This window comes from Amycolatopsis sp. VC5-11 (assembly GCF_037034185.1).
Lineage (GTDB): Bacteria > Actinomycetota > Actinomycetes > Mycobacteriales > Pseudonocardiaceae > Amycolatopsis > Amycolatopsis nivea.
Map to the genome: position 1 here is coordinate 1 of NZ_JBAGKF010000020.1, position 17,343 is coordinate 17,343.

Here is a 17,343-nt window from a genome sequence, read left to right on the forward strand (position 1 = left end):
ACCTCAAGCAGGCGCAAACCTCTCCAACCCGAACAACTCAAACAACGCCTGCTGCCTAGAAGTCCGATCAGACAAAATCCGCCGAGTCCGCGGCCTCCCCCCAGTAGACCGATGCCGCAACACGGTCTCCCCGATCCCCCGCAACTGATCCAGCAACTCGGCCACCGAAAGATTCATCCCAGCCCGATCCGCCTCCCGCCGCATCAGGTGCGTGACCGTCGCAGCAAGCACAGACACCAACGCATGCACCGCAATCCGATGCGAAGTCCACTCCCACCGAGGCGAAGGCCCAGCCACCGCAGACCCAGTCAACCAGCGAAACGTCGAGTCAAGGTAAGTCCGAGCCCGATAAGCAGTCACAACCTCAGCAACCGGCCAATCCCGATCAGTCACCAAAATCTGCTTCCCGAAAAACTCCTCCGCCAACCGAGCGACCGCAGCCTCGTCAACCCGCCGCTCCAACCGCAGTTCCCCAGCACGGTTGCCAGTAAGAGCAGTATTCAGCACCCGCTCCACCCGCCGACCACGGATAATCCGCGACATCTCCGCGTGCACCTGCGTCCGGTCCCCCCGATGCGTCCCAGCCGCCAACGCCGCAGCCAGCCCGTCAAGCTCCCGCACCGTAGTACTCAATTCACTGGTGAACGCCCGATACTGCGCCGCGTGCAGCGTCGCGGAATGAAGAAGGATCACCCGTCGCCGGGCACCGTCCACAGTCGCCACGGTGTCAAAAGCAGTCAGCCCGGCAAACCGCTCCGGATCCACCCGCCGTCGCACGGACGCGGGCCGCGCAAGCAACTCCGGATGATCCGCCAACGGAAGCGACCCGACAAACCCGGTCCGTGCGCCGAGATCGAGCTGCGCCGCCTGCCCGGAGTGGAAAACCAACGTATGCCGCTCCCCTAATTCGGCGGCCAGCGCACCGAAGGTCGGCGCGTTCTCCCTCCGATAAACCCGGGACGCCAACGGAATCGCCCCATCCCGCGTGACGACCAACCCGAGCCCGGCCAGCACGTCCTGACAAGCCGACGGCAACGTGCAATCCGCAGCGGTAAACGCGGCGAACTGCGCCACATCAACCGCCAGCGCCTCCGTCCCGTCATCGCCAAGAAGCTCCAGAACCGCTTCCGCCACCACACTTTCCACCGCAGCGATCCGCTCCGGGGTAAGCCGCTGCAACGCCCGCCAATGCCCAGCCGTCGTAATCGAACCCTTAGGCGGCCGGGGCCGAACCAGATCCTGCGCGAGACAGCCGGTCCACCACTCCTCGAACTCCGTCTCCGGCGCGGTCGCCCGGTGCAGCACGGCAAGCGCGACATGGAGACCGAGTGTCGGCCGAGCACGCTGCGGCCCAGCCACGGAATCAACGCGCCGGACGAGGTCGAGCCGCTGCAGCGTCCCCCACACGGCGGAAACGTCCCCGAACGACCGATGGCGCGCGCCAGCCGCCTCGGGATCGCCGCCCGCCACCGCCGCCGCGATGTCCTCGGCTGTCCCGAGGTACCGCTGGCCGACCACGCGCGGCTTGCCGTCGACGCGCGCGGACTCGGCGAGGTAGTAGTACGTCCGCCCGCCGATGCGCTTCCCGATCACTGACGCCACCCTTTAGGTAATACCGCCGCCAGCCGTCACCGACAAGCCCGCAACCTGCGCTAATGATCACCTCGGGCCGGTCGCGCGGCGGGTGGCGGGCTAAGAGCTGGCTGGTCGCGGCGGCCGGGTCCTAGCGTGGCGGGAATGGAGCCCGAAGCTGGCGTGACCACGCCCACCCCGTCGGCCATGCGCCGTGCGCTCGCGCGGGCGCGAGACGGGAAGACGCTCGACGTCGCCGAGGCGGCCGTGCTGCTGCACGCCCGCGGCGACGACCTCAAGACTTTGTCCGACCACGCCTCCCGCATCCGCGACGCGGGCCTCGAAGAAGCCGGTCGCGCGGGGATCATCACCTACAGCCGCAAGGTGTTCATCCCGCTGACCCGGCTGTGCCGGGACCGGTGCGGCTACTGCACCTTCGTCACCGTCCCCGGCAGGCTCGAATCGCCGTTCCTGTCGCCGGACGAGGTCCTCGACATCGCCCGCAAGGGCGCCGAGATGGGCTGCAAGGAAGCCCTGTTCACCCTCGGCGACCGGCCGGAGGACCGCTGGAAAGCCGCGCGCGAATGGCTGGACGCGCACGGCTACGACGACACGCTGTCCTACGTCCGCGCGATGGCGATCCGGGTGCTCGAAGAGACCGGCTTGCTGCCGCACCTCAACCCGGGTGTCCTGTCCTGGCAGGACTTCCAGCGGCTCAAGCCGGTCGCGCCGTCGATGGGCATGATGCTGGAGACCACCGCGCGCCGGCTGTGGAGCGAGAAGGGCGGGCCGCACTACGGCTCGCCGGACAAGGATCCCGAGGTCCGGCTGCGCGTGCTCGAGGACGCCGGCCGCAGCTCGGTGCCGTTCACCACCGGAGTGCTGATCGGGATCGGCGAGACGCACGAGGAGCGTGCCGACGCGCTGTTCGCGATCCGCAAGACCGCCCGCGAGTACGGCGGCATCCAGGAAGTCATCGTGCAGAACTTCCGGGCCAAGCCGGACACGAAGATGCGCGCGACCCCGGACGCCGACCTCGAAGAACTGGCCGCGAACATCGCCGTGGCCCGGCTGGTGCTCGGCCCGCGGATGCGCATCCAGGCGCCGCCGAACCTCATCGGCGACCAGTACGACCTGATGATCCGCGCGGGCATCGACGACTGGGGCGGCGTTTCGCCGCTCACCCCGGACCACGTGAACCCGGAACGCGCGTGGCCGCAGATCGACCTGCTGGCGCGGCAGACCGAGAAGGCCGGTTTCGAGCTGCGCGAGCGGCTGACCATCTACCCGGAGTACGTCAAGCGCGGCCAGCCGTGGCTCGACCCGCGCGTCACGCGGCACGTCGCGGCGCTGGTCGACGGGGAAACCGGGCTGGCCCGCGACGGCGCGATGCCGGTCGGGATCCCGTGGCAGGAGCCGGACGGCGGCTGGCAGGAGTCCGGCCGCACCGACCTGCACACCGAGATCGACACCACCGGCCGCGCCGAGGACCGCCGGGGCGACTTCGACTCGGTCTACGGCGACTGGAAAGAGATCGGCCGGAAGATCAAGACCGGACCGCAGCGATTCGACACCGACATCCGGGATGCGTTGCGCAGCGCGGAAAAGGACCCCGCCGGGCTGTCCGACGACGCCGCGCTCGCCTTGCTGCATGCCGACGGGCCGGAGCTGGAGGCGCTCACGAAACTGGCCGACGACCTGCGTCGTGAGGTGGTCGGGGACGACATCACCTTCGTCGTCACGCGGAACATCAACTTCACCAACGTCTGCTACACCGGTTGCCGGTTCTGTGCCTTCGCGCAGCGGAAGACCGATGCGGACGCGTACACGCTGTCGCTGGAGCAGGTCGGCGACCGGGTGGACGAGGCGTGGGCCGCGGGCGCGACCGAGATCTGCATGCAGGGCGGCATCCACCCGGATCTGCCGGGCACCGCGTACTTCGACCTCGCGGCCGAGGTGAAGCGGCGGCAGCCGGACATCCACCTGCACTCGTTCAGCCCGATGGAGGTCGTGAACGGCGCGTCGCGGACGAATCTGTCCATTCGCGACTTCCTGATCCGGGCGAAGGAGTCCGGAGTGGACTCGCTGCCGGGCACCGCGGCGGAAATCCTCGACGACGACGTCCGGTGGGTGCTCACCAAGGGCAAGCTGCCGACGGACGCGTGGATCGAGGTGGTCACCACCGCGCACGACGTCGGGCTGCCGACCACGGCGACGATGATGTACGGCCACGTGGACAACCCGAGCCACTGGGTCGGGCACTTGAAACTGCTGGCCAAACTGCAGCGCGAGGGCGTGGAACGCAACGGGCGGCGCGGGTTCAGCGAGTTCGTGCTGCTGCCGTTCATCCACCAGAGCTCGCCGATCTACCTGGCCGGGCTCGCCCGCGCGGGCACGACGCTGCGCGAGAACCGGGCGGTGCACGCGCTGTCGCGGCTGCTGCTGCACGGCACGTTCGACAACATCCAGAGTTCCTGGGTGAAGCTCGGCGAGGAAGGCAGCCGGGCGGTGCTGCAGGGCGGCGTCAACGACATCGGCGGCACGCTGATGGAGGAGACGATCAGCCGGATGGCGGGCGCGGCGAACGGGTCGTACAAGACGATCAGCGACATGCGCGCGATGGTCGAGCCGCTCGGGCGTCCGCTGCGGCAGCGGACCACGTCCTACGGAACGCCGACGGACGAGCGGATCGCCGCGGCTGCCGAGTCGGACGGGGTCGCGACGGCGGTGCGGAAGCCGTTGCTGCCGCTGCTCACGCCGTGATCAACCGGTGCGGTGCAGCCGCCACAGGGCGATAGCCAGCTGCAACCGCAACCGGCCGGCGGGATCGCGCACTGGCCAGCCGAGCAGGTGCTCGGCGTGGGCCAGGCGCTCCTGCAGGGTCGAATGGTGCACTACCAGCGTGTTCGCGGCGCCGCGCAGACTCGGAGCGCCCGCGACGGCGACCAGCGTGGGCAACACCCACGGGGCCGCCGCGCGGGCGTTCTCCAGGCTGGCGACGTCCGCGACCGGTTTGGTGCGAGGTCCGACCGCGTCGGCGAGCACGGCCAGTCCGCCGAGTTCGGCGTAGTCCACAACGGACGGTCCTGGGTCGTCTTCGGCAGCGGTGAACCGGAAAGCCGTCCGGGCTTGTTCGCCGGACACCGGCAGGTCGGCCAGGTCCACGACAGTGCCAAGGCCGACCCGGGCCCGCTCCGGCGGAGTCCACTGTGGAGGGACGACCAGCGGGACCGCGTCGGTCACGACAGCTCGCGCGGTGGCGCCGAGCCCAAGCCGATGTGCAGCGCGGAGCCGGGTTCGTTCGTCCGCCGACCCGTCGAGCACCACTTCCACGGACGCCGGATCGACGACCCGGCCGCGGGTGCGGTCCAGCACCGCCCGAGCCGCGGCCGACGCGCGCTCCAGCACCATCGCGTCCACCGGGCTCGCCGGACCGGGCCGTTCCAGCCACAGCGCGACCGGCCCGTCCGGACGCACCGGAGCGGCGGGCCACTCCGGATCGGGCGGTCCGTCCGACGGCACGACGCGCCCATCCGGTTCGACGCGGACGCGCACCCGGCGTTCGTCGTCGGCCAGCCGCGCGGGGCAGCCGGACAGCACCGCCGCCCCGCGCACGATCGGCTCCAGCCCGGCGCGGCCCTCGACCAGCCGGTCGAAATAGGCGATGACCTTGACCGTCTCGGCCGCGCCGGGATCGAGCGCGCTCAGATGCGTGACCAGCTCCCTCATCAGTCCATCATCGCTCGTCCGGTTCAGCCGAGCAGCCTCCGCAGCCACGGCGTCCGCTCGGCGCGGGCCTGCTGCGACAGCGCCGCCTGCGGAGCCGAGCCGTCGAAGCCGTGGAAAGCGCCGGGCCAGACGTGCAGCTCCGCCTGCACCCCGGACAGCCACAGCCGGTTCGCGTAGGCGATGACCTCGTCGCGGAAGGTCTCGGTGCTCCCGACGTCGAGGAACGCGGGCGGGAGGCCAGACAGGTCTTCGGCGCGCGCGGGCGCGGCGTAGGGCGATACGTCCGGGCCGCCGCGAGCGTCGCCGAGCAGCGCGGTCCAGCCGACGTGGTTCGCGGCGCGGTCCCAGCTGCCCATCTCGGCCATCTGGATCGCCGACGGCGAGTCGTTGCGGTCGTCGAGCATCGGGTACACGAGCAGCTGGCCGATCAGGTCCGGTCCGCCGCGGTCGCGGGCGAGCAGCGCCGTTCCCGCCGCGAGGCCGCCGCCCGCGCTCGCGCCGCCGATCACGACGCGGGAGGAGTCGAAGCCGTACTCGGCGGCGTGCTTGACCGTCCATTCCAGGCCCGCGTAGCAGTCCTCGACCGGCGCCGGATGCGGGTGTTCGGGCGCGACCCGGTAGTCGACGCAGACGAAGCCGAGGCCCAGTTCGGTCGCGTACTCCTTGAGGAAGTACAGGTCGCCGCCCTTGTGTCCGCCGATGATCATGCCGCCGCCGTGCAGCCAGTACAGCACCGGGACGTCGACCGCCCCGGCCGGCCGCGCGACGATCAGCGGGATCGGGCCGCGCGGACCCTCGGCGTCCACTTCGGACACTTCGAGGGCGCCGTCGGTGGTGATCTCCTCCAGCGAGATCTGCCGCTTCGCCGCGGCCGCGCGCACCGCCGGGATCGACTCGAGCGTCTTGATCGGCGGCCGCTCGGCCGCCAGCACTTCGAGCGCCGCGGCGAGCTCGGGGTCGAACGGGAGCGGCGGATAGGCGGTCATCGCGGGAGCCTCCAAGGAATCGGGGTGCGGGACCCATCCTCGCCGCCCGGAAGCCGGACCGGGCCAGCCGGGCGGCGGGAATCTCCCGCCAGCTGGCGGGTCAGCGGTCCAGACTGATCGCGTTCTTCGCCCGCTCGACCGATTCCTCCGACGCGGGTCCGGCGGTGTTTTCCGTGGCCAGCGCCTGGTTCAGCTCGACGAACGGGCGCATCCGGGTCTCGTAGTCGGCGGCGGAGTCCGCCAGGACGTACGCGCCGACCAAGGCGAGGCTCGTGCCCTGCCCGGACAGCACGGACGCGCAGTACCCGGCATCGCCGACCAGCGCGACCCGGCCGGTCGTCCAGCGGTCGAGGTGGATCTGGAGCATGGCGTCGAAGAAGAAGGTCTCGGAATCTTCCATGGCTTTGACCAGCTCGGGCACCGGACCGCCGACCTCGCTCAGCCGGTCCGCGATGAGCTTCTTCTGCTCCGCGACGTCCCGGATCGCGCGGTACTCCGGTTCGGCGAAGCCGAGCGTCACCCGGATCTCCTCGTTGCCCGGCACCGGGTAGACCGCGCCGCCGACGCCCTCGCCCTGGAACCAGATCTGCCAGTCCTCGAGGCCGACCGTGTTGGCCGCCGGGAAAACAGCCAGGTACTGGCCGAGGTAGCGGCGGAACTGGTCCTCCGGCCCGAACGCGAGCCGCCGGACCGCCGAATGCGCGCCGTCCGCACCCACGATCAGGTCGAACGTGCGCGGCTGCGCCTTGGCGAACTCGACCCGGCCGGACTCGGCGTCGAGCGCGGTGATCTCGTCGCCGAAGCGGAACTCGACATCGGCGGCGTCGTGCAGCAGCTCGACCAGGTCGTCGCGGAGGATCTCGATGTCCGCGCTGTCCAGCCGGCCGCTGCTGAAGGTGCGTTCCTCGGAACGGAACACCTCGTTGCCGGACGCGTCCAGCATCGACATCCCGCGCATCCGCGTGCGCTTGGCGCGGACCTGCTCGCCGATGCCCATCCGGTCGATGACCTCCAGCGCGACCCCGCGGATGTCGATCGCCTGACCTCCGCTGCGCAACCCCTCGGCGCGCTCCACGACCGTCACGTCGTAGCCGCTGCGGCGCAGCCAGTAGGCCGACGCGCAACCAGCGACTCCCGCGCCGCAAACCAGTGCTTCAGGCATGTCCTCACCCCTCGGTACGGTGCATCATTACCCTGATGAACCTGCCGTGACCTGGCTTCCGCCGCCAAAACTGACCTAGTACAGATGACACCCTGACCTAGTACAGACAGGACCCCGATGCCGACCGAACCGCCGTACCTCCGCATCGCCGCCGCGCTGCGAGACGAGATCTCGCAGCTGCCGCCGGGCGCGAAGGTGCCCTCGACGCGTCAGCTGGCGTCGACGCACGGCGTCGCGAACGCCACCGCGGCCAAGGCGCTCGACGTGTTGCGCCGCGAGGGAGTGCTCCGTGCTGAACCGCGGTCGGGTTATGTCGTCGCTGGCCAGCAGGCTGAGACCGAGGCGAAGCGGCCAGTGCTGACCCGGGATCGGTTGGTGCGCGCGGCAATCGCGATCGCCGACGCGGAAGGCGTCGCGGCGCTGTCGATGCGCGGACTCGCCGCGCGGCTGGGTGTTCCGGCGATGGCGCCGTACCGGTATCTGTCCGGAAAGGACGAACTGGTCTTCCTGATGGCGGACACGGTCTACGGTGAAACCGGTTACCCGGCACGGGAACCGGAGGGGTGGCGGGCGCAGTTGGAGCTGTCGGCGCGCACGCTGTGGTCCGTGCACCGGCGGCATCCGTGGCTGGCGCATCTCGTCCCGCTCACCCGGCCCTGGCCGCTGCCGAACCTCGCAGCGCACAACGAACGCGCGCTGGCCGCGTTGTCGGTCTTCGGCCTGAACGCGGCTGACCTGTGCGATCTGAACGTGTTGTTCTACAACCACATCCAGGGCACGGCGATCCATCTGGAACGCGAGCGGCACGCGATGGGGGCGACCGGGATCACCGAGGACCAGTGGATGGAGACGCAGGCGCGGGGATACGCGGCGCTGACCGGGTCCGGGCGGTATCCGGTGCTGGCGCGGATGGTGGCGGACCTTGCCGAGGGGTACGACCTCGATCTGGACCACCTGTTCGAGATCGGACTGCAGGCGCTGCTGGACGGGCTGGCTGTCCGATATCCGGTTGGTGGGGCGGGTTCCGGACGGCAGAATCAGTGAGCGTGATCCGCCTAGTCCCGACCGTCCGCGAGCGCCGGAAGTATCAGCGCGAGCGCAGGTATCTCGACTTCGAGATCGACGGCGTCAGCGTGCGCAGCTTGGTCAACGCCGAGCTGGATCTGATCTCGGTGCTGGCAACCGATCATCCGCACGACCCGCAGCGCTTGGCGCGCGTGCTCGGCGAAGCGCCGGGTGACGCACCGGATGGCCGGACGCTGCTGTACGTCTGCCCCGAATGCGAAGACATCGAGTGCTGCGCCATCGCCGCCAAAGTGTCGCGGCGAGGCGACATCGTCACCTGGCGAGACTTCGGCATACCGGAGGAAGACGAGGCGGACAACGAGTACGCCGAGCGCGCGGTCACCTTCTCCGCGCGCGAGTTCCTCCGCGAACTGGCGGGCCGCTGAGCGGTCAAGCGTGGGCATGAACGCCGATGCGGCCGAGCGGTACGTCCCAGGCCCAGGCACCGAGCGTGCCCCGCGAGACCCCCGACTTGCCGTAGACCCACGACCGAGGCGGTTCCAGGAGCCCCTTCTGCCGCTCATCGAGGCCCAGTTGGACCGCGGTGCGCGGCTGACCCGCCGCTACACGCCGAGCTTCAGGATGTCGATCCCCCGCTTGTTGTCCGCCACGTACACGTACCCGTCGTGCCAGTACGGCGCCCACGAAGCCGCGTCCGCCGGGCGGAAGTACGCGATCTGCGTCGGGTTCGACGGGTCGCTCACGTCGAGGAATCGCGTGCCCTGCGCGTAAAACGACTGCACCAGCACGTGCCCGCGCAGGTCGAAGTAGTGCGCCGAGCAGTCGTCGGACACCGGGTCGCTGCCTTCCTGCCCGGCGACGCTCCAGGTGCCGATGCTGCGCATCCGGAACGGCTTCTCCGGCGTCGACCGCCAGCCTTCGCCCTGGTACGAGCCGTCCAGCGAGGAAATGGTCAGGACGCCGTCGCCCGCGCAGCCGGGGAGGAAGCTTTCCTCGGTGGCGTACACGAGGTCGTGCCCGCGCCAGGCGCCGTCGTCGCGGGAGCCGACCGGGTGGAAGCTGTTGTGCAGGAACTTCGACGGCGCCGCGGTTTCCGACACTCCGCCGCCCGCGTACGGCACCGGCTTGAGCGCGCTCGCCAGGCGGTAGCGGTTCTGCACCGGGTCGCGATGGAGGCCGGACGTCCAGTAGCCGCGCACGCCGCCCGCGCCGGACACCCACGCGACGCCCATCTTGTCGACCTGCACGTCGTGCACGTAGTCGGTTTTGCCGTCGTTGCGGGCGAGTTCGATCGGGTCCGGGTGCACCTTCGGGGCGCGCGGGTTGCGCACGTCGGTGACCCAGATCGGCCTGCCGCCCCAGTCCGCGGGCTGGTCGTCGGCCTTCGCCGGGCCGCCGGTCCAGAGATAGCGGCAGTCGTCGACGCAGCTGGTGGTGTGGCCCGCCGGGACCTTGACGTAGCTGAGGATCTCCGGTTTCTCCGGACGCGCCACGTCGACCACGTAGATGCCGGACTCGCCGGTGTGCGTGTTGCCCTTGAACGCGCGCGGGTCCCGGGACAGGAACACGAGCTTGCGTTTCGCGTCGACCTCGGTGTCCTCGGTTTCCCACAGCCCGGGCAGGCTCAGCTCGCCGATCGCGCGCGGCTTCGCCGGATTCTCCGTGAGGTCGTACACCTTCAGGCCGAACTGGCCGGACACGACCATCACGTCGCGTTTGCCGTAGCTGAGGAAGTTCGCCGAAATGGCCCCTTGCGCGTCGGGCACGCTGCCGACCGGCCGCACGCCCTTGACCGCGCCCGGATCGCCGAGGCTGTGCTTCGCTTCGGTGACCGGCTTGTCGTCCTCGCAAGCCGCGGCGGGCAATCCGGTGGCGACGAGCGTCGCCGCCGCGGTCGCGATTGCCAGTCCGGAGCGAATCCACCAACGGCGCACGCGAAACCTCCAAGAGACCCCAGTGTGACTGAAGTACTTTAAGACGGTCCCTAACCGGACACAACCGCCTTTCGTTGCTTTCCACCTGGTAATAAGACAGCATGCGATCGCGTCTGCTGGTCCCGCTCACGCTCGCCGCCGTCGTCGCGGCCGGTCTCTCCGGCTGTTCGTCGTCGGCCGAACCCGCCCGGCCCGGCGTCCTGTCGGTCGGCCTCGGCGAACCCGGCACGCTGCTGCCCGCCGACGTCACCGATCCGTCCGGGCGGCTCGTCACCGGCGCGTTGTGGACTCCGCTCGCCGATTACGATCCGGCCAGCGGAAAAGTCACCCCGCGCGCGGCCGAGTCGATCACCAGCACCGACCGGGTGACCTGGACCGTCCGGTTGCGGCCCGGGAAATTCCACGACGGCACGCCGGTCACCGCGCAGTCCTATGTGGACACCTGGAAGGCGATCGCGGATCACCACTGGGCCAGCACACCGGTGCTCACGAAGTCCTTTCGGGCCAAGGAAATAACCGCAGTCGACGCGAAGCAGTTGCGGATCGTGCTCGACCGGCCGTCGAATCAGGTGCCCGCCTGGTTGTCCGCGCCCGGGCTCGTGCCGCTGCCCGAGTCGGTGCTGAAATCGCGCGACTGGAACGGATTCGCCCGCCATCCGATCGGCAACGGTCCCCTGCGGCTGGAGGGCGACTGGCAGTCCGGTTCCGGTGGCAAGCTCGTCCGGGTCGCCGCGGATCCGGTCCGGGCCAAGGAAATCGAGCTGCGCGTCGGCAATCCGGCGGAGCAGTACGACGAGGTCAAGGAGGGCAAACTCGACGTCGCCACGTCCGTCCCGGGCGACCGGCACGAAGCGATGCACGCCGATTTCGCCGACCGGCACGCGATGTGGGCGCTCCCCCGCGCCGGATACCTGGTGTTTTCCGCCGAAGCAACGCGATTCGCCGATCCCGCGGTGCGGCATGCCTTCGCGCTCGGCACCGACCGCGCCGCACTGGAATCCGGTCCGCTCGCGCACCAGGCGGACCCGGCCAAGGGACTGCTGCCGCCGGCAGTCGCGCCCGGCGAGCGGTCCGGGAACTGCCGTCCGTGCACTTTCGACGGTCCGGCCGCCAAATCCCTGCTGGACCAAGCCGGATTCACCGGCGACGCGGCCGTGTACTACGACAGCTTCGACGGCACCTGGCCGCAGGCGTTGGCCGCGGGCCTGTCGAAGAGTCTGGGAATTTCGGTTACCGCACAGCGAAAAGCCACCGGAGGCAAGCCGACCGGTCCGTCCGCGCTGGAGGTCAAGGCGGTCTCGCCGAGCCCGGCCGACCTCCTCCACACGCTCGCGGACGCCGCCGGTTACACCGATGCCGGATTCGCCGCCGATCTCAATTCCGCCGAAACCACCGCGTCACCGGAAGAAGCCGCGCAGCTGTTCCGGGTCGCCGAAAACCAAGCGCTGCGCGATCTTCCGGCGATTCCACTGTGGACCGCGCACGGCCACGCCGTCTGGTCCGCCCGGGTCCACGACGCGGTGACGACGCCGTTCGCCGGAATCGACCTGACGCGGCTGCGCGACTAAACCCGCGCGTGTTGCGCCAGCACTTCGCCGAACGCCGCCGTCAACGGATCCGGTTCGCTGCGGCCGTAAGCGACCAGCTCTCGCCGAATCGGTTTGCCTGGGCGCAAAACCCGGCCGCTGAACTCGGCGGGGAGCACGTTCGCCGGAACCAGCGCGGGCCCCAATCCGGCCGCCGCGAGCAACGGTGCGGCGGCGGTCTGTTCCGTGCGCACCGCGGGTCGCGGCCGGAACCCGGCTTCTGCGCAAGCGGCGTCGAGAAGTTCGGCTAAGCCGTGGCCAGGCGCGTAGTGCACCCACGCGCAGTCGGCAAGCTCCGCCAGGTCGACCGTACCGTCCGAAGTGGACTCCGTGGCGCCGTCGGCCGGGAGCACGACGACGAACTCTTCGGTGCCCAGCGTCCGCACCGGGCCCGTCCACCCGGCCGGACGCGGGCCGATCGCGAGATCCGCTTCTCCGGCCAGCATCGCGTCGCGCAGTTCGTCGGCGTGGCGGTACTCGAAAAGCCGCACGTCGACGTCCGGCCGTTCGCGCCGCCACACGCGCAGCGCAGGCGGCAGCACCCCGAGGCTCACCGAGTAGACCGTGGCGACCAGCAGTTCTCCGGCTACCTGGCCGGAAGCCTGTCGCGCGGCGCACCGGGCACGTTCGGCATCGGCGAGCGCGGCGCGGGCATGCGGCAGCATCGCGCGCCCCATCGGCGTGAGCCGGACCGAACGCGGCAACCGTTCCAGCAACGGCCCGCCGACGCTGTGCTCCAGCGCCCGCATCTGGTGCGACAGCGCGGGCTGCGTCACGTGCAACTGCTCGGCGGCCCGGGTGAATGAACCGGTGTCGACCACCGTGACCAGGTACTCGAGCTGCCGAAGGCTTGTCATAAGCATAGTTTATCGAAGCGGTGAGAAGTAAGCCTTGGACTCATCGCGCGAGCGAGGTCAGGATCGAAGACATGAGCAGCACACGCGTGGCCCTCGTGGCCGGGGCCAACGGGATCATCGGCCGGAAACTCATCTCCCACCTGCGGACTCTCGACGGCTGGGAGGTGCTCGGGCTCTCCCGGCGCGGCGGACCGGGCAGCCTCGCCGTGGACCTGCTCGACCCGGCGGGCACCCGGGCGGCGCTGGCCGGTGTCGGCGCGACGCACCTGTTCTACGCCGCCTACCAGGACCGGCCGACGTGGGCGGAACTCGTACCGCCGAACGTCGCGATGCTGGAGAACCTGGTGAACGGCCTCGACGAAGGCCCGCTGGAACACGTCAGCCTGATGCAGGGCTACAAGGTCTACGGCGCGCACCTCGGCCCGTTCAAGACTCCCGCCCGCGAGGCCGACGCCGGACAGCACATGCCGCCGGAATTCAACGTGGACCAGCAGAAGTTCCTCGAACGCCGAGCCGCGGCAGGAGGCTGGTCGTGGTCGGCGATCCGGCCGTCCGTGGTCGGCGGGACGACGCTCGGCAACCCAATGAACCTCGCGCTCGTGATCGCGGTCTACGCGTCGATCTCGAAGGAACTCGGCCTGCCGCTGCGCTTTCCCGGCAAGCCCGGCGCGTACGACAGCCTGCTGGAGATGACGGACGCACAGTTGCTCGCCGAGGGCACAGTGTGGGCGGCGACGTCCAGTCAGAACGAAGCGTTCAACATCGCCAACGGTGACCTCTTCCGCTGGCGAGAGCTGTGGCCGAAGCTGGCCGCGTACTTCGACCTCGAAGTCGCTTCGCCGTTGCAGCTGCCGCTGACGACCGTGATGGCCGATAAGGAACCACTGTGGACCGAGATGGCGGCGAAGCACGGCCTCACTGCTTCGTACGCCGACGTCTCTTCGTGGGCCTTCGGCGACTTCGTGTTCTCGTGGGACTACGACATGTTCGCGGACACGTCGAAGTCACGCCGCGCCGGTTTCCACTCCTATGTGGACACTGAGCAGATGTTCTACCGGCTGTTCGACGAGTTGCGCCGCGACCACGTCATCCCCGGCCGATGAACGGCATCGTGGTGGCGGTGATGGTGAGGAACTGGACGTTGGCGTCCAGCGGCAATCCCGCCATGTAGAGCACCGCGTCGGCGACGTGGCCCGCGTCGAAGGTCGGCTCGGCCAGGAGCCGCCCGTCGGCCTGCGGGATGCCCGCGGCCATCCGCTCGGTCATCTCGGTGGCCGCGTTGCCGATGTCGATCTGTCCGCACGCGACGTTCCAGGCGCGGCCGTCGAGCGAAATCGAGCGGGTGAGACCGGTGACGGCGTGTTTGGTGGCGGTGTAGGCGACGCTCGCCGGACGGGGCGCGTGCGCGGAGATCGAGCCGTTGTTGATGATCCGGCCGCCCTGGGGGTCTTGGTCGCGCATCAGCCGCACGGCCTGCTGCGCGCACAGGAACATGCCGGTGAGGTTCGTGTCGACGGTGCGCCGCCAGTCCTCGACGGACAGATCCGCGACGGTGCCGCCGAGCGACACCCCGGCGTTGTTCACCAGCAGATCCAACCGGCCCCATTCGCTGCGCACGGCCGAGAAAAGCGCCTCCACCGAAGCCGGATCGGCGACATCCGCGGGCACGACCAGCGCGTTCTCGGCGGAACCGGCCGTCTCGCGCAGGGCGTCCTCGCGACGTCCGGCGAGCGCGACCCGGTAACCCGCGTCGAGCAGCGCTCCGGCGATCCGGCGGCCCAGCCCGGAACCGGCCCCGGTGACCACAGCGGTCTTCTCCGACATGTCGCCTCCTCAAAAGTCCGTTCGCCCGCACGTTGCCATATCGCGGCACACTGGGTTCATGGGACCACGTGACACGCTGCTCGCCGGGTTCGCCAAACAGCTGGGCCATCCGCGGGGCCGGGCCGGACAGGCTGTCGTCCGGCTGCTCAACAACGTCAACCGCGGGCCGGTCACCGGAGCGGTCGAAGCGCTGGAGATCCGCCGCGGCGAAACCGCGCTGGACCTGGGTTTCGGCGGCGGTCTCGGCCTGGACCTCCTGCTGCGCGCGACCGAAGGCGGCACCGTGCACGGCGCGGAGATCTCCGAAACAGCGCTGGCCCGGGCGCGGCGGACGTTCCCGAAGAACCTCGCCGCCGGACGGCTGGTGCTGCACCAGGCCGGAATGGCCGAGCTTCCGCTTGGCGACGGGACGATCGACGCGGCGCTGACCGTCAACACCGTCTACTTCATCCCCGACCTGGTGCCCGCGTTCGCCGAGGTCGCGCGGGTGCTCGCGAACGGCGGCCGGTTCGTCGTCGGCATCGGAGATCCCGCGATGATGCGCGAAATGCCCTTCACCAGCCACGGTTTCCGGCTGCGGCCGCCGGAAGAGATCGAGAAGGCGCTCGCGGACGCGGGGCTGGAACTGCGCCGCCACGACCGGCTCGGCGACGGGCCGAGGGCGTTCCACCTGCTGGTCGCCGGACGCTGAAAAGGGCGGGCTCCCCGGTCGAGGAGCCCGCCCTTTCCGCAACCGCTACTTCTTCGGCACGCCCAGCGCGGCCAGCGCCGGACCCGCCATGATCACGCCGTTGCCGGTCACCGCGTCGAATCCCGGTGCGCCGAGGTCGATCGCGCTCGACACCAGCGCGGTGCGGACGTCCGCCGGGGTCGCGGCCGGCTTGCCGGACAGCAGCAGCGCCGCGATCGCCGCCGCGTGCGGGGCGGCCGCCGAGGTCCCGTAGAACGGCTGGAAGCCGGCGACCGAGGTGGCCACGCCGTCGGCCGCGGTGATGTCCGGCTTCGCGCGGGTCGCGCCGCCGGTCGAGGACACGTTGCCCGGGGTCAGCTCGGTGCCGTCGGCGTTGTAGAAGACGTGCCGCTGGCCGTCGGAGGTGAAGCGCTCCCACTTGCTGGCCGAGGTGAACAGGCCCGGGTACGGGCCGGCCGGGTTCGCCGGGTCGCCGGTCTCCAGCGGACGGCCGAACGCGGTCGCCGCCGGGGCCGCGGCCACCGAGAACGCCGCTGCCGCCGCCGAGTGGCCCGAGGTCACGCCCGCGGTGCTGAAGCCCTTGAGCGAACCGGAGTCGACGAACCGGCCGCGGATCACGTTCAGCGCGAAGAACCGGTCCGCGCCGCTGTACTTGACCACCGCGACGCGGTAGCCGGAGCCGGACGTCGGCACGGTCAGGCTCTCGTACGGGTTCTGCGAACCGTCCTGCGAGTTGGCGCTGGAGGCGACGACGCCGCCGGAAGCGTTGAGCAGGAACAGGTCGTAGTCATTGGCCGAGTGACCCCACGGGTCCGACCAGAACAGCGTCACCGGCCTGCCGAGCGAACCCGGCGAGAGCGGGTCGGTCGTCTGCACGCCGCTGCCCGGGTCGAAGTCGTGCGGGGTGCCGGTGACGCCCGGCAGCGCGGTGCTGGACGAACGGAAGTCGCCCTCGTAGTAACCGCTGGTGCCGTCGGTGAGGTTGCCGGAGTTGCCCGCGGAGGAGAAGTAGAGCGCGCCGGCCGCGGTCACGTCGTTGACCGCCTGCGCGACCTGCGTGTCCTGGAACGGCGACTCGTCGAAGTACGCGACGTCGTCGACGATCACCGTGCACTTGCCGGTGCTGCGCAGCGCGCGGATGTTGTCCGCGAAGCTCGACTCGCTGGTGAACGCGGTCGCGAAACCGAGCGTCGCGCCCGGGGCGAGGTCGTGGACGATCTCCAGCATCGCGGTGCCCTCGTCGCCGCTGCCGGCTTGGCCGGGCAGCACGTCGACGGCGGGAAGTTCGCCCGCGTCCTGCGACTTCTTCAGCGAGTTGACGCCGTCGGAAAGCACGCAGACCTTCACGCCGGTGCCGTTCACGCCGTATTGCGTGCGCGCGGTGTCGGCGCCGTGGGTCTTGTCCCCTTCGGACACCTGCACGGCGGCGACGGCCTTCTTGGCCAGCTGCCGGCGCTGCGCGTCGGGCTCGTTCCAGGTCATCGCCTGCGTCGCGGGCTGGACCTGGCGGACGTCGCCGCGCGCCGCGATCCGGTCCACCGCGTTGAGCGGCAACTGGGCGCGAACCGAGCCATTGGACGAGGTGGACTGGACGGTGCCGCCCGCGGCACGCACGGCCTTCGCGATCACGGCTCCGGCAGTACCGGCGATGTCGACCGAAACCGTGCCGGCCTGGGTGACCGGCAGACCGGTGCGGTAATCCGGCAGCAGCGCGGCGAGACCGCGGTCCGCGCGCAGGCGCTTCTCCACGACGAGCTGGCTGGACTGCTTCCGCTCGGCCGGGGTGAGGGTCTTCTTGATCCCCTGCAACGCGCTGATCCCCGTCCCAGCGCGCGCGTTCGCCGCGTCCGCCGCCGACGGCTGCGCGACGGCGACCCCGCTCCCGGCGAGCACCACCCCGACCGCGAGGGGCACCGAATACGCGGCTACCCGGCTCGTTCTTCTCATGACAACTCCTGTCCTCGCCCCCGGCCACC

General features: G+C 70.3%; 14 protein-coding genes. 6 read left to right on the forward strand and 8 right to left on the reverse strand.

The features are described from left to right. Positions 1–3: 3 nt before the first annotated feature. A complete protein-coding gene (locus WA670_RS37765) occupies positions 4–1,602 on the reverse strand; it encodes an IS1634 family transposase (RefSeq protein ID WP_442893160.1) in 1,599 nt (532 codons plus the stop codon). Positions 1,603–1,737: 135 nt separating this feature from the next. On the opposite strand from WA670_RS37765, the gene WA670_RS37770 reads away from it, so the two are divergent. Next, a complete protein-coding gene (locus WA670_RS37770) occupies positions 1,738–4,335 on the forward strand; it encodes a bifunctional FO biosynthesis protein CofGH (RefSeq protein ID WP_336161044.1) in 2,598 nt (865 codons plus the stop codon). On the opposite strand, the gene WA670_RS37775 is transcribed toward WA670_RS37770, so the two are convergent. The 3 genes from WA670_RS37775 to WA670_RS37785 form a co-directional block, all read right to left on the reverse strand. Continuing rightward, positions 4,336–5,301 (reverse strand): helix-turn-helix domain-containing protein, encoded by a 966-nt coding sequence (locus tag WA670_RS37775; protein ID WP_134730563.1) that lies wholly within the window; start codon positions 5,299–5,301, stop codon positions 4,336–4,338. Between the two features lie 23 nt (positions 5,302–5,324). After that, on the reverse strand, positions 5,325–6,287 hold the full coding sequence (locus WA670_RS37780) for an alpha/beta hydrolase fold domain-containing protein (protein ID WP_134730561.1): 963 nt from the start codon (positions 6,285–6,287) through the stop codon (positions 5,325–5,327). Positions 6,288–6,387: 100 nt separating this feature from the next. Further along, positions 6,388–7,449: an FAD-dependent oxidoreductase gene (locus tag WA670_RS37785; RefSeq protein WP_134730559.1), complete on the reverse strand. Its 1,062-nt coding sequence runs from the start codon at positions 7,447–7,449 to the stop codon at positions 6,388–6,390. Positions 7,450–7,566: 117 nt separating this feature from the next. On the opposite strand from WA670_RS37785, the gene WA670_RS37790 reads away from it, so the two are divergent. Next, positions 7,567–8,493 carry a TetR/AcrR family transcriptional regulator C-terminal domain-containing protein gene (locus WA670_RS37790; RefSeq protein WP_134730557.1) on the forward strand — a complete coding sequence of 309 codons (927 nt, stop codon included), beginning with the start codon at positions 7,567–7,569 and terminating at the stop codon, positions 8,491–8,493. A 2-nt stretch (positions 8,494–8,495) separates the two neighbouring features. Next, on the forward strand, positions 8,496–8,900 hold the full coding sequence (locus WA670_RS37795) for a hypothetical protein (RefSeq protein ID WP_134730555.1): 405 nt from the start codon (positions 8,496–8,498) through the stop codon (positions 8,898–8,900). Between the two features lie 177 nt (positions 8,901–9,077). On the opposite strand, the gene WA670_RS37800 is transcribed toward WA670_RS37795, so the two are convergent. Beyond that, positions 9,078–10,409: an LVIVD repeat-containing protein gene (locus WA670_RS37800; RefSeq protein ID WP_134730553.1), complete on the reverse strand. Its 1,332-nt coding sequence runs from the start codon at positions 10,407–10,409 to the stop codon at positions 9,078–9,080. Positions 10,410–10,510: 101 nt separating this feature from the next. On the opposite strand from WA670_RS37800, the gene WA670_RS37805 reads away from it, so the two are divergent. Continuing rightward, on the forward strand, positions 10,511–11,977 hold the full coding sequence (locus WA670_RS37805; protein ID WP_134730551.1) for a peptide ABC transporter substrate-binding protein: 1,467 nt from the start codon (positions 10,511–10,513) through the stop codon (positions 11,975–11,977). Here WA670_RS37805 and WA670_RS37810 read toward each other — a convergent pair. Next, entirely contained in the window at positions 11,974–12,852 is an 879-nt protein-coding gene (locus WA670_RS37810; RefSeq protein ID WP_101433999.1) for a LysR family transcriptional regulator, read from the reverse strand. The genes WA670_RS37805 and WA670_RS37810 overlap by 4 nt on opposite strands. A 71-nt stretch (positions 12,853–12,923) precedes the next feature. On the opposite strand from WA670_RS37810, the gene WA670_RS37815 reads away from it, so the two are divergent. Then, positions 12,924–13,955 carry an SDR family oxidoreductase gene (locus tag WA670_RS37815; protein ID WP_134730549.1) on the forward strand — a complete coding sequence of 344 codons (1,032 nt, stop codon included), beginning with the start codon at positions 12,924–12,926 and terminating at the stop codon, positions 13,953–13,955. On the opposite strand, the gene WA670_RS37820 is transcribed toward WA670_RS37815, so the two are convergent. Beyond that, positions 13,939–14,676 (reverse strand): SDR family oxidoreductase, encoded by a 738-nt coding sequence (locus WA670_RS37820; RefSeq protein WP_037370137.1) that lies wholly within the window; start codon positions 14,674–14,676, stop codon positions 13,939–13,941. The genes WA670_RS37815 and WA670_RS37820 overlap by 17 nt on opposite strands. A gap of 58 nt (positions 14,677–14,734) precedes the next feature. Between WA670_RS37820 and WA670_RS37825 the strand changes: the two genes are divergently transcribed. After that, positions 14,735–15,367 (forward strand): class I SAM-dependent methyltransferase, encoded by a 633-nt coding sequence (locus WA670_RS37825; protein ID WP_134730547.1) that lies wholly within the window; start codon positions 14,735–14,737, stop codon positions 15,365–15,367. A gap of 45 nt (positions 15,368–15,412) precedes the next feature. Here the strand turns inward: WA670_RS37825 and WA670_RS37830 are convergent, their stop codons facing one another. Beyond that, a complete protein-coding gene (locus tag WA670_RS37830; RefSeq protein ID WP_134730545.1) occupies positions 15,413–17,314 on the reverse strand; it encodes a S8 family peptidase in 1,902 nt (633 codons plus the stop codon). Between the last annotated feature and the right edge of the window lie 29 nt (positions 17,315–17,343).